A 12,664-nucleotide genomic window follows, 5' to 3' on the forward strand; every position below is an offset into this window, starting at 1 on the left:
TCGAACCGTACCCTCATGAAAACGAATCATCTCGCCATACAATCCATGAAGCTGCCCATCCTTCAGGCCACTTATTTTCTCTCTTTTCTGCTTTTAATAAGTCTGGCGGGTTGCCAGTCTTCCGCCAATCCCGATGACAACGAAGACGACGCTACCAAACAGAAAGTCAACCTGTTAGCGACTGCCAAAATCGACACGGCCCGGTTGCTGCCCGTCAATAATGAATTGAACCTGACCGGTAAAATCACCTTCAATCAGGACAAAGTCGTGAAAGTGTTTCCGCTGGTCGGCGGCCACATCGAAGAAGTCAAAACCGATCTCGGCGATTACGTCAAACGCGGGCAGGTGCTGGCCGTTATTCGCTCCGGCGACATGGCCGATTTGGCCCAGCAGGCCATCACCGCCAAAGGGCAACTGGCCGTGGCGCAAAAAAACCTTCAGGTAACGGAAGATATGTCAAAAGCCGGTCTGGCCGCCCAGAAAGACCTGATTGCGGCTCGCGAACAAATGCAAGCCGCTCAGGGTGAGGTCAATCGGGTGGCCGAACGCAAGAGTATTCTCGGCGGTTCCGGCTCCATTTACGTCGTCAAAGCACCCAATGACGGTTTTGTTGTCGAAAAAAATGCGTCGCAGGGTATGGAACTCCGCTCCGACGATCCGGAAAATCTATTTACGATTTCGAACCTCGATCAGGTTTGGGTACTGGCCAATGTCTATGAATCGGATCTGGCGAACGTCAAGGAAGGTTTCGACGCATCGATCTCCACACTTTCGTACCCCGACCGGGTTTTCAAAGGAAAGATCGATAAGATTTTCAACGTGCTCGATCCCGAAAGTAAGACGTTGAAAGTGCGGGTGACCCTTCAAAACGCAGACTTTACCCTGAAGCCCGAAATGTTCGCCAATGTGCGGGTTCAGTACGCGGGACATGAGCAACGTATAGGCATACCGGCAAAGGCGATTGTGTTCGATAAAAGCCGCAATTTCGTCGTGGCCGTTAACTCCCGTAACCAGCCGGTTGTTCGCGAAGTCGACGTGTTCAAAACCATCGGCGACGTTACGTACCTCAACAGCGGCCTGAAAGCCGGTGACCGCGTTGTGAAACAGAATCAGTTGCTCATTTACAATGCCTTAGGAAACTAATTGGAGGAATAATGGAGGAGAGGATGAATGGATAAAAAGTAAAATAATTCCTTCAGCCGCCTTATCCTTCATCCGCTCCTCCTTTACTCCTTTCATCCTTCACTCCATGAACAAGTTCATCAAAAATATCATCTCGTTCTCGCTGAAGAACCGGTTTTTTATATTCTTTCTGACCGCATTGGCCGTCGTCGCGGGTTTTGTCAGTTACCAGAACACACCGATCGAAGCTTTCCCGGACGTTACCAACACCCAAATCACCATCATCACGCAGTGGCCGGGCCGGAGTGCGGAAGAAATCGAGAAGTTTGTCACCATTCCGATTGAGATCGGCCTGAACCCGGTTCAGAAGAAAACTGACATCCGTTCCACGACGCTGTTTGGTTTATCAGTGGTTAAAATCATGTTCGAAGACAACGTCGATGATGCGTTTGCCCGCCAGCAGGTCAACAATTTGCTCAGTAGCATCGACATTCCGGACGGCGTCAAACCGGATGTGCAACCACCCTACGGCCCGACCGGTGAGATTTTCCGCTATACGCTCAAAAGCAGCACCCGCACCAGTCGCGAACTGAAAACGCTCCAGGATTGGGTGATCGACCGTCAGTTAAAAAGCGTTCCGGGTGTGGCCGACGTGGTTAGTTTCGGTGGTGAAGCCAAAACCTACGAGATTTCAGTCGATCCGCGTCGATTGCTCGATTACGGCATTACGCCCCTTCAATTGTACCAGGCCGTTGCCAATTCCAACGTCAATGTCGGGGGCGATGTGATCGAGAAAAACTCGGAAGCCTACGTCGTACGCGGCATCGGTTTGCTGAAAAACAGCCAGGACATTGGCAATGTCATCATCAAAAACGCCAACGGAACGCCGATCATGGTTCGGAATGTGGCGCAGGTGTCGGAATCGGCCTTGCCAAAACTCGGTCAGGCCGGGCGCGACAATCAGAATGACGTCGTGGAATGTATCGTCGTCATGCGCAAAGGCGAAAATCCGAGCGAAGTGATCGAAAACGTGAAAGCGAAAATCAACGAACTGAATACCCGCATTTTACCGTCGGACGTTCAGATCGATACGTTCTACAACCGCGAGACGCTGATTCATTTTGCCACGCACACCGTGACCCACAACCTGATTGAAGGACTCGTTTTCGTGACAGTTATTGTGTTCCTGTTTATGGCCGACTGGCGCACCACCGTTATCGTCTCGATTGTCATACCGCTGGCGTTGCTGTTCGCGTTTATCTGTTTGCGACTTAAAGGCATGTCGGCCAATTTGCTGTCGATGGGCGCGATCGACTTTGGAATCATTGTCGACGGCGCGGTGGTAATGGTCGAAGGAATTTTCGTCACGCTCGACGAAATGGCAATTCACAACGGGATGCCAAAGTTCAACAAACTCGCCAAACTCAGCGTGTTGCGAAAAACCGGCACGGAGATGGGCAAGGCGATTTTCTTCTCCAAACTCATCATCATCACCTGTCTGATTCCCATTTTCTCGTTCCAGAAAGTCGAGGGTAAAATGTTCTCCCCGCTGGCCTGGACGCTCGGTTTTGCCCTGCTCGGTGCACTTATATTCACGCTGACGCTGGTGCCGGTCATGGCTAGTTTCCTATTGAAAACGAATGTTCGGGAAAAACACAACCCGATTGTTAACGTCATTACCAAGTATGCAACCAAGACCTTCGGCTTTACGTTTGCGCACAAAAAATTGAGTTTGCTGGTGGCTTTTGGCCTGGTGGCTGTTGGATTGTCCGGTTTTAAATTGCTGGGAACGGAGTTCTTGCCGGAACTCGACGAAGGCTCAATTTACGTGCGGGCCAGTATGCCAATGAGCATTTCGCTGCCCGAATCCGTCAAGCTGACCACGCAGATGCGGCACGTTTTTGAGCAGTTTCCGGAAGTCAAAGGCGTTATTTCGCAAACCGGCCGACCCAACGACGGAACCGATCCGACCGGTTTTTACAACATCGAGTTTCTGGTCAGTATTTTTCCGAAAGAGGAATGGAAACGGCCCATCTCGAAGGAACAGTTGATCAACCAGATGCAGAAAAAACTGGCGGTTTTTCCGGGGGTCGATTTCGGGTTTTCTCAACCCATCATGGACAACGTGGCCGAAGCGGTTTCGGGTGTCAAAGGGTCGATTGCCGTGAAAGTCTACGGCCCGGATCTGTACACGCTGGAACACAAATCGACCGAAATTGAGAAACAACTGTCGACCGTCAACGGCATTACTGACTTGGGAGTAATTCGCAACATTGGTCAGCCGGAACTCCGAATCGAACTGGACGAACAGAAACTGGCGTTGTACGGCGTCGATAAAGCGAATGCGCAAACCGTAGTCGAAATGGCAATTGGTGGAAAAGCCGCGACGCAGATTTACGAAGGCGAACGGAAATTTGACCTGCGGATTCGCTACGACCAGCCGTTTCGCTCGAACGAAGCTGCGATTGGAAATCTGATGGTGCCGACCAATAACGGTTCGCAGATCCCGATCAAGGAAATCGCCAAAATTTACACCCAAACCGGGCCCATTCTGATTTACCGCGAAGGCAACCAACGCTACGGCGCCGTGAAGTTTTCGGTGCGGGGCCGCGACATGGGGGGCGCCGTGGCCGAAGCCCAGCAGAAAGTGACCGCCAACGTCAAACTGCCGCAGGGGTATTCGATCAAATGGGCGGGTGACTTTGAAAATCAGCAACGCGCCACCGCCCGATTGACGCAGGTCGTTCCGCTCAGCCTGCTCGGTATTTTCTTCATCCTGTTCGTGCTGTTCGGCAACGTCAAAGACGCCGGGCTGGTGTTGTTCAACGTGCCATTTGCAATCATCGGGGGCATTGCGGCTTTGCTCATCACGCACGTCAATTTCAGCATTTCGGCGGGTATCGGCTTCATCGCCCTCTTCGGAATCTGTATTCAGAACGGCGTGATTCTAATCTCGGTTTTTAAAAAGAATCTGCATAACCGGCTCAGTCTCAATGAATCCATCCGACTCGGTGTGATTTCGAGGGTGCGACCGGTCGTCATGACCGCGATGATGGCGGCCATTGGTCTGATTCCGGCGGCCATCTCCACCGGCATCGGTTCCGAGACCTCGAAACCACTCGCGATTGTGGTGATTGGCGGGTTAATCACGGCCACTTTTCTGACCCTGTTCATCTTTCCGCTCGTGTTTTACGTCTTCTACCGACCGAAAACATTAGCGCCCGTTTAAAAATTTTTTGACAATGTTTTAAGAGAATCGGTACAGACCCGCCAACTTTGGCGGGTTTTGTCTTGGAACATGAGAGCGGTTTTGATTATTTGCTGGTTAGTTAGTTGGGGAATTTCGGCGGGTTGGGCGCAATCGGTGGGCATTCAGCCGCCGGTTGATTCGCTCCAAACGCCCAAACGGTATCCCGTTCGATGGACGCTCAATCTCGATTTTCGGAATTCGTTTATCAACCGGCAACCCGTCAATGTGTGGGGAGTGAATACGGGAATTGTTTATGGCCAAAAACGGCACCAGATCACAATTGGTTATTATTGGTTGTCCTACAATTCGTACCTGCGCCTGATCAACTGGCACCGAAATGCGTCAAGACGGCTGAATCTGGAGTATTATACCAAAACCGATATGGCCTACGGAAGTCTGATGCTGTGGCCTAATCTGATCAATAACCGCCGGTGGCTGTTCAGCGTTCCGGTCGAAATCGGGGCCGGATTGGCGTCGGCGGTGCGCACCGACACCCGAACCGATACACTGAAAGGTAATTCGCGCAAGGATTTTTTCATGCCCATTCAGGCGGGAGTTTACGGGCAGTATAAAGCGTCGCGCTGGGTGGGTTTCAGCGCGCAGATTGGTTACCGGCTTTCGGTTTTTCAAACCAATGTCAATCAACACTATAACGGAACCTATTACAGTTTTGGAACCGTCATTTATCCCGAATTTTTCAAGGAAATCTGGGGGTATATCCGGTATCGAAAATGGGAGAGAAAACCATTTTTCAACGCCCCAGCCACTCTTTAAACGCCGTTACGCGGTCGATGCTGACGAAGATTTCCTGACGCGATTCGGGTAACAGGTCGAGTTTCAACTTACTTCCCGAATACGTATAAACGGATTGAATGGCCGAAAGCGCCACCAGAAACGAGCGGTTGATCCGGAAAAACTGGTTGGGGTCGAGCAACTGACCCAGTTTGTCGAGGCTGTAGTCGATGATGTAATGCTGGCCCGGAAACGTGGTCAGGTAGGTTGCTTTGTTCTCGAAATAGAAATACGCAATGGTGCTCGTCGGCACACTCATTAGCCGCGGGCCAACGGTTACCATAAACCGGTCGCGGTAGGATGACGGCCGTTGATCTATCGTGAATGGCTTCAACCCATCCGGATTGGACGCCGACCCGGTGTTGCCCAGCCGAAGCTTTTTAAATTTATCGATGGCCGCAGCGAGTTCGTCGGCATCGATCGGTTTCAGCAAATAATCAACGCTGTTGGCTTTGAAAGCCTGGAGCGCATACTCGTCATACGCTGTCGTAAAAATGATGGGCGTCGTTAAATTGAGCTGTTCGATCAGCCGGAAACCGAGGTCGTCTTCCAGATGAATATCCAGAAAAATTAAGTCAGGCATCCCCTCATCCGCCGTTTCAAACCACTGAATCGACTGCACCACCGACGGCAATTGAGCCAGAACGCGGATAGACGGATCGTAATCATGCAACAGACTAGTCAATCGCCGGGCGGTCAATTCTTCATCTTCAATGATCAGAACGTTCATGGTAATAGCGGAATTTGAACGACAAATTCACCCGTTTCTTTCTCGACCAAAACCGGCAATTTGGTCAGCAATTTATACCGACTGATGATGTTCTGCAAACCGAGGCCGGTCGAAACCTCGGCTTGCGGACGAAGTTGCATGACATTACTGATCACGAGATTTTCATCTACTTTCCGAATATGCACAACCAGCGGTTTTTCGTTCGACATCTGGTTGTGTTTGACCGCATTTTCGATCAGCAATTGCAACGTTAGCGGAGCAATGCCGTAGCGGGAAACGTCGCCTTCCGGAATGTCGATGATCACGTGCAATTTGTCCGCAAACCGGATTCTAAGCAGAAAAAGGTAGGAATCTACAAATTCCAGTTCGGATTTCAGGCTGATTCGTTCGGCATTTCGCTGTTCCAGAATATACCGGTAAACCTTCGACAACCGGCTGATGTACTGAACCGACAGCTTGGTATTGGTTTCCACCAGCGACGACAGAATACTGAGGCTATTGAACAAAAAATGCGGATTGACCTGGTTCTTCAGAGCCGAAAACTGCGCCTGAACGGCTTCCTGTTTGAGTTGTTCCGCTTTGACCCGCACATCTTCCAGACGCTTGTACCCGCGCCGGTTGGCCGCCAGGTAAAACAGCGAAAGCATGGCCATCACGGTCAGGCCGTTGTTCATTTTCCGACGTCGTTCGAGATCGATTTCCAGGCAATCCTCCTCAACAAAAAAACGCCAGGTTGATATTTCGGTATAATGAAGGTTGCGTTCCAAAAAACCGCTGATCGATACCCAGAGGTTATTAAAAACCAGGTTAAACAAAACCGCCAGCGCTCCGGCAATGACCAGGGTCGCCAACTGCGCGGGCAATTTGAACTCAACCAGAAATTCTTTCCCCTTCTGGTTGAAAAACCGTTGCTGCATCCACTCAGTTACGCTGAGCCAGAGGGTAAAAAAAAAGATAGTAAAGGCAATTTCCATCAGCCACAAAGGCCAGACGCGATCCAGAATGAGCCAATTGTGCGTATTCAGGCTATTGGCCGGTCTGATGGGCCAGTTCACGTAAATGCGAATGGGCCAGTAAATGGCAAAAACGCTGGCTGCGAGTTGCCACTTTTGAAGGTTCGTCAGATGGGTAGAGATGGGTAAGGTAGTCATGGATTCGTTAAGACAAATCCCCGGTTAGGGCCGGGGACTGTACAAAATAAAACCAATTATTACAAAACTAATAAAGCGCAGAACGCTTTACAGGGTCCAATTTCCCTTTGGATGCGCAATAAACCAAGCCAAATACGCTGAATGCCGTTTTTGGGTAGTCGAATGCCCTGTTCGGCCTGATGAGTTAGTATGATAATTCGTAGGATATGAAATTTTCCTTGACATTTTAAAATCAATTATTGTCCTTTGTAGTGTATTAGTTAAATAGTACACTAAAACTATGATTAACATCACGAACCTGACCTTTGGGTACTCACCGAGGAAAACGATGTTCCGGAATCTGACGTTGTCGCTTCCGGCCGGAAACATTTATGGGTTGCTGGGCAAAAACGGCGCGGGCAAATCGAGTCTGTTGCGGCTGATGGGCGGAATGCTGTTCCCCCTTTCCGGAACGGTGGAGGTGGCTGGTTACACGCCCCGAAAGCGCGAACCCGCTTTCCTGCAGGAACTGTATTTTATCCCGGAAGAAATCTATTTGCCCTCGGTATCACTCAGCCGTTACATCGACACGATGGGGCCTTTTTATCCGAAATTCAATGAGTCGCAGTTTCGGAAATACCTGACCGAATTCGACGTACCCGCCGATCAGAAACTTACTGCGATGTCGTACGGGCAGAAAAAGAAGGTCATCATCAGTTTCGGACTGGCCACCAACACCCGGGTTCTGATCATGGACGAACCGACCAACGGCCTCGACATTCCCTCGAAAAGCCAGTTCCGGAAAGTGGTTGCCTCGGCCCTGGCGCCCGACCGGCTGATGCTGATTTCAACCCACCAGGTGCGCGATCTCGACAACCTGATCGATGGCGTTATCATCATCGACGAAAGCGAAATTCTGTTGAATCATTCCCTAACCGACATCAGTGACCGCCTGATGTTCAATACCCTGACCAGTCTGACCGAATCGGACCGGGTTTTATACGCAGAACCATCGCTGCGGGGCTATTCCGTCATTCAGGAAAACCGGGAGCAGGAAGACAGCCGAGTGGATCTGGAGCGGCTTTTCAACGCCATTGTCACCAACCGTGAAAGCATCAAAAATCTTTTCAGCTAAACGCCATGAGCATTTTTGCCATTTTCCTCCAACTTTTGCCAGCCCTGCTGTCGGACCTCCCCGCTCCATTGTTTTCTTTCGTCTCAACTCTCCTCTCTTTCCTCTAACCTCATGAACCAGATTTTTGATTTTCAGCGGTTTACACTGGTGTTGAAGCTGCATCTTTCGGAACATCTTAAATCATACCTCCTCGGCATTGGCGTTCTGGCTGGTGTCTGGTTGATGATGCTTTTACCGGATGCGACCCGGATTTCGGTTTTCAATGAATCGATCTACCGGAAACACGGAATTTTCTTTGCGTTTATTTTTTGCGGAGCCGGAGCCTGGTTTGCCAGCGAAGCCTTTCGAATGGTCAGCACGCCCGTTCGGGGAATTCCGTACCTGGCATTGCCCGCATCGCAACTGGAAAAATTTTTATCCGTATTTCTGATGGTCTTGTTATTCATACCGGTATTTCTGGGCATTTTCTACGCCATCGAAGGTATTACATTTTCGGTAATGAACGCCCGCTTGCCTGCAGGTAGCCCGCGCTATCAATTACTTGATTTAATGAGTAACTACTTAGAAAAAGATCTTCGGTATCTGGCCTATCTGGTTCCGCCTTTTTTCCTGGTCGGCTCGATTTATTTTTCCAAAATACCCTTTATAAAAACCGGGGTCATTGCCTTTCTCATCTTTTTTATCACGTCTTTGTTTTTAAACGAATTCATCCTTCGCCGGATCTTTCCAGCTCGTGAACATTACGGAGTTACGTTATTTCAGGAAGTTAGTTTTATTGAAAACCGTCGGCCGTACTTGGTTACTTTAGCCGGAGTGCCCCGATTGATCATTAATTCGATCCTGCTGCTGTTCGTGCCGGCCTTGTGGTATATTGCCTACGTTCGATTCCGGGAAAAAGAGCTATAACTATGGATTTCCAAGATAAAAAAGCCATTTATTTACAAATCGCCGATTACGTCTGTGATAAAATACTGCTGGCGCAATGGCCGCCGGGCGTGCGAATACCGTCGGTTCGGGATCTGGGTGTTGAGCTGGAAGTCAATCCCAATACCGTGATGCGGACGTACGACTTTTTACAGCAGAAAGAAATCATTTATAACAAGCGGGGCATCGGTTATTTCGCGGCCGACGACGCCATCGACCGCATTAAATCCTACCGCCGGGAGCAATTTCTGGAAACGGAATTACCTCATTTTTTCCGAAATCTGTATCTACTAAATATCAGCCTGGAAGAAATTGAGGAGCGTTTTAAAGCATTTATTGAAGTAGAGTTTAAATAAAATTCCAGTTAAAAGGGTTGCCGGTTTATTCATTAAAAACCACACCATTCACTGAATGGAATAGCAATAACGAAAACCGTATGAAAACAAGTAATATGCTGGTAATTGCCCTTTTTATAACGGGCCTGCTTACGCTGATCGGTGCCAATGTGGCCTTGAAAGCAGAATACGACAAAATCGATTTCAACGACCCTTTTTCCGGTCTTTCGTCCATCACACTGAAGCCGTTTCGCATCCTGAAACTGGAAGGCAATTTAAACGGCCTGGTCAGCGTCGAAACCGGAAAAACGTCTGAAATACGGCTTCAGGAAGACGTAAAAAGCCAGTTCACCTTTCGCTCATCGGGCGATACGCTGGTGGTCCTCTACAAACCGGAATCTTCACCCTGGCAATCGCGGCCCAATCAGTACATCAATGCGGTTCCTGCAGCAACCATTCTGACGCCCTCGCTGCACACACTGATCACGGACAAAGTAAGCTGTAATCTCAATCGCTTAACCACTGAAAATCTGACAATTAATCAGCAGAATGCCGGGGTATTGCTAACGAATAGTACCATCGGTACGCTCACCGTGACGGACAGTCGGGGCAGCGAACTTCACACCAAACCAACGAATCGTATCCGCAACGCGGTCATTTTTTCCCGCGACAGTTCCAATATCACCGTCGAGCGTAACATTTTTGACTCATTTGCCCTGGAATATGATAGCCTGACGAAGCTAAAAATACCGGGCAGTTTGTTGAAAAAGATAAAATAACGACGTTTACGGTTCCAGAACCGTCTGCTTTTCCGTGACGGTTCTTACTTTTTCTTTTGAGAAATAAACCGGAAAATAGTCGTTCTTTTCCCAGAGCGGAAACAGGTCGCGGTAGTGGGGGCTCGTCGGATCGCCCGACTGGCCGGGGCTGTTGATTCCCAGCGTTTTGTCCCAATCCTGGGTATCGACCAGAATCCGGAAACTCGCGCCATTTTCCTGATTCAGCAAATTTCCGGTGCTGTTGACCGTTTCGCCGTAGCCGCCCCGCGGAGCCGGGCCAATGGCGTATTGGGATGCCTGTTTCGGGCTCATCAGGTTACTGAGTGGGTGAGAAAGGTAAACATGCTTATTTCCCGTCTGACCATACCACCAATGCGTCCGGTCAAAACCCAGTCGTTCGTTCAGGTCGGCAATGGCATTTTCGAGGCCGGTAAGCAATAAATCCGTCCGGTCGATGTTCTTCAATGGGCCCTGAGAACCGGGTTGTAACCACTCGATAACCCGTTCGGTTGGAATGGACGGATTATATCGCCAGACTTTTTCCGGTACTGCGGCTTCATACACCTCCGACCACAACTGGGTTTCCCAGGCCACATAAATGGCCGCCGTGATGGAGCCTGGTTCAAGCTTAAAATCCCAATCCAGCAACTGCTGCCGGGCCCATTCAACCGGCTCACTTTCGGCTTTCAATCCCGCTAAAAGTGGCACCAGTTTTCGGGCAGTCATCGACACATAATCCGCCTGCAACGATTTAAAATCGGCTAACGAATGCTTTGGTTTGCTTTTTAAAACTTCGGCAATGCGGTTTGCCCGCGCCGGCGAAGCCCACTCCCACCCAACGGCATCACGGTGTGGGAACGTGTTCGGAATCAGGTTGTTATTGGCCGTAGCAATATATCCTTCCGCCGGATCGACTTTGCTAGGCAACTGCTGAATGGGCAAAAAACCGCTCCATTCAAACCGGCCGTCGCCCGGCACCGGCACCAGCCCCGTCCAATTTTTACTCCGAACAGGCGAAATTCCGGAAGCTTGCCAGCCAATTGCACCCTTTTGAGCTGCTGCATTCCGTCCTGCCCAAACCATGTTTTCGCCGGGAATCCGGTTGAAGGTACATGACTGCCGAAATTCGTTCCAGTTTTTTGCCTGATTCATCCGCAAACTGGCCAGATATGGCGCTCCGCCGACCTCGAGCCAGGCCGACCGAACGGCGTACAATTTCCGGTTTTTCACGTCTTCAAAAACCACGGGGCCGTGCCGCGTATATTTCAACTGCACAACAACCGGTTTTTGCGCTTTTACCGCGATCGTGTCCGAAATTACCCGAACGGTTTCCCAATTTCCCTTGTACCGGTACTGGTTCTGATTGGCAGGGTTGGTTTCGTAAACGTATAAATCTTCGGTATCGGTTTCGAAAATGGTTAATCCCCAGGCACCGAACTCATTGTGGCCCACCGAAACCCCCGGCAAGGCCGGTTCTCCCGCCCCGACGACATGCCAGCCCGGTGCGTGCAGATCGACCCAATACCGCAACGCCGGCACCCCGATCGCCCGGTGCGGATCATTGGCCAGCATTGGAAAACCGCTCGCCGATCGCTTGCCGCTGACAACCCAGTTATTGGAACCGGTAAACTGCTTCTGGTTATCAAACCAAACCGCTGCCTCTTCCTCCGTTGCGCCCGGTCCCTGGTCTTTGTCCGTAAATCGAACGGGCAGTCGGAAGGCTTCGTACAGTTCCAGAATGGGTTGGAAAAGCTCCTCGCCATTGACGTGAAGCGTCAGATCCGGTTCGCCGGTTTTGGATACAGGTTGAAACCGGGAGAGTTCCCGCACCTTTTCCGGGCCCAGTAAATGCACCATCCGGCCGAAATCCAGTTCGGAGCGGATATTTTCCAGCAATCCCTGATGGCGGCTGATGACCACTTCCGGCGTCCAGAAACCGGGTTTTGTTTTTAAGAGCTGGAACTCCACCGGAAGCTGATCGGGCGTCTGATTGATCTGTCGAATGTAGGCGTTGATTCCGTCGACAAAAGCGTTGACGATCTGCGGCCCGTTGGGGTGGTAGTGTTTCAGTTCCTGCTGCAGATTGCCCCTAAATTTGAACAGTCGCGCGCCCTGATCACGCCTGATTTCCTTCGGTCCCAGTACTTCGGCCAGCGTTCCGGTGGCCTGCCGACGCCACATTTCGAGCTGAAAAAGTCGGTCAGAAGCGACATTGTAGCCCTGGGCAAAAAACAAATCGTGTTCGTTTCGGGCGTAAATATGCGCTACTCCCCAGCGATCCCGCAGGATTTCGACCGGCTGTCGCAATCCGGGGAGTTTGAGTTTTTCGGCGGATTGCGTGCAGGCAGTCGGGCTGCTGAAAAGCAGCCAGCAGGCAGAAAGCAAAACCGTTAATCGCATCATTCGGGGGTCAGGTTAAGTTATTAAAGTACTCTTTTTAGAAACAAATAAAAATTCCAACAATTTT

The 12,664-nt window shown here is 50.4% G+C and carries 10 protein-coding genes; 7 read left to right on the top strand and 3 right to left on the bottom strand.

The genetic code is table 11. The features are described from left to right. The first annotated feature begins 15 nt into the window (after positions 1-15). From EHT25_RS06615 to EHT25_RS06625, 3 genes are all read left to right on the top strand, one after another. The gene (locus EHT25_RS06615; protein ID WP_124872517.1) at positions 16-1,143 is read left to right on the top strand and encodes an efflux RND transporter periplasmic adaptor subunit; all 1,128 of its coding nucleotides are present in this window, start codon (positions 16-18) and stop codon (positions 1,141-1,143) included. A gap of 106 nt (positions 1,144-1,249) precedes the next feature. Continuing rightward, the gene (locus tag EHT25_RS06620; RefSeq protein WP_124872519.1) at positions 1,250-4,351 is read left to right on the top strand and encodes an efflux RND transporter permease subunit; all 3,102 of its coding nucleotides are present in this window, start codon (positions 1,250-1,252) and stop codon (positions 4,349-4,351) included. A gap of 69 nt (positions 4,352-4,420) precedes the next feature. After that, positions 4,421-5,146, top strand: a complete 726-nt coding sequence (locus EHT25_RS06625; protein ID WP_229311450.1) for a hypothetical protein — start codon at positions 4,421-4,423, stop codon at positions 5,144-5,146. On the opposite strand, the gene EHT25_RS06630 is transcribed toward EHT25_RS06625, so the two are convergent. Then, the gene (locus tag EHT25_RS06630) at positions 5,124-5,894 is read right to left on the bottom strand and encodes a LytR/AlgR family response regulator transcription factor (protein WP_124872521.1); all 771 of its coding nucleotides are present in this window, start codon (positions 5,892-5,894) and stop codon (positions 5,124-5,126) included. The genes EHT25_RS06625 and EHT25_RS06630 overlap by 23 nt on opposite strands. Continuing rightward, a complete protein-coding gene (locus EHT25_RS06635) occupies positions 5,891-7,045 on the bottom strand; it encodes a sensor histidine kinase (protein WP_124872523.1) in 1,155 nt (384 codons plus the stop codon). The genes EHT25_RS06630 and EHT25_RS06635 overlap by 4 nt, the downstream gene beginning before the upstream one ends. Positions 7,046-7,325: 280 nt before the next feature. Between EHT25_RS06635 and EHT25_RS06640 the strand changes: the two genes are divergently transcribed. The 4 genes from EHT25_RS06640 to EHT25_RS06655 all read left to right on the top strand — a co-directional run bounded on the left by EHT25_RS06640 (position 7,326) and on the right by EHT25_RS06655 (position 10,197). Further along, the gene (locus tag EHT25_RS06640) at positions 7,326-8,159 is read left to right on the top strand and encodes an ABC transporter ATP-binding protein (RefSeq protein WP_124872525.1); all 834 of its coding nucleotides are present in this window, start codon (positions 7,326-7,328) and stop codon (positions 8,157-8,159) included. Between the two features lie 111 nt (positions 8,160-8,270). Continuing rightward, positions 8,271-9,065 carry a hypothetical protein gene (locus EHT25_RS06645; protein WP_124872527.1) on the top strand — a complete coding sequence of 265 codons (795 nt, stop codon included), beginning with the start codon at positions 8,271-8,273 and terminating at the stop codon, positions 9,063-9,065. Between the two features lie 2 nt (positions 9,066-9,067). Further along, positions 9,068-9,439 (top strand): GntR family transcriptional regulator, encoded by a 372-nt coding sequence (locus tag EHT25_RS06650; RefSeq protein WP_124872529.1) that lies wholly within the window; start codon positions 9,068-9,070, stop codon positions 9,437-9,439. A gap of 80 nt (positions 9,440-9,519) precedes the next feature. Beyond that, complete coding sequence (locus tag EHT25_RS06655; RefSeq protein WP_124872531.1) at positions 9,520-10,197, top strand: hypothetical protein; 678 nt, start codon at positions 9,520-9,522, stop codon at positions 10,195-10,197. 6 nt (positions 10,198-10,203) lie between these two features. Here EHT25_RS06655 and EHT25_RS06660 read toward each other — a convergent pair whose 3' ends face one another. Then, on the bottom strand, positions 10,204-12,600 hold the full coding sequence (locus EHT25_RS06660; RefSeq protein WP_124872533.1) for a penicillin acylase family protein: 2,397 nt from the start codon (positions 12,598-12,600) through the stop codon (positions 10,204-10,206). Positions 12,601-12,664: the final 64 nt, after the last annotated feature.

This window comes from Larkinella rosea, assembly GCF_003858635.1.
Classification (GTDB): domain Bacteria; phylum Bacteroidota; class Bacteroidia; order Cytophagales; family Spirosomataceae; genus Larkinella; species Larkinella rosea.

Coding starts and splice junctions, on each gene's coding strand:
- EHT25_RS06640 (WP_124872525.1), top strand. CDS start 7,326: ATGATTAACATCACGAACCTGACCTTTGGGTACTCACCGAGGAAAACG.
- EHT25_RS06620 (WP_124872519.1), top strand. CDS start 1,250: ATGAACAAGTTCATCAAAAATATCATCTCGTTCTCGCTGAAGAACCGG.
- EHT25_RS06625 (WP_229311450.1), top strand. CDS start 4,421: ATGAGAGCGGTTTTGATTATTTGCTGGTTAGTTAGTTGGGGAATTTCG.
- EHT25_RS06650 (WP_124872529.1), top strand. CDS start 9,068: ATGGATTTCCAAGATAAAAAAGCCATTTATTTACAAATCGCCGATTAC.
- EHT25_RS06655 (WP_124872531.1), top strand. CDS start 9,520: ATGAAAACAAGTAATATGCTGGTAATTGCCCTTTTTATAACGGGCCTG.
- EHT25_RS06630 (WP_124872521.1), bottom strand. CDS start 5,894: ATGAACGTTCTGATCATTGAAGATGAAGAATTGACCGCCCGGCGATTG.
- EHT25_RS06615 (WP_124872517.1), top strand. CDS start 16: ATGAAAACGAATCATCTCGCCATACAATCCATGAAGCTGCCCATCCTT.
- EHT25_RS06660 (WP_124872533.1), bottom strand. CDS start 12,600: ATGATGCGATTAACGGTTTTGCTTTCTGCCTGCTGGCTGCTTTTCAGC.
- EHT25_RS06635 (WP_124872523.1), bottom strand. CDS start 7,045: ATGACTACCTTACCCATCTCTACCCATCTGACGAACCTTCAAAAGTGG.
- EHT25_RS06645 (WP_124872527.1), top strand. CDS start 8,271: ATGAACCAGATTTTTGATTTTCAGCGGTTTACACTGGTGTTGAAGCTG.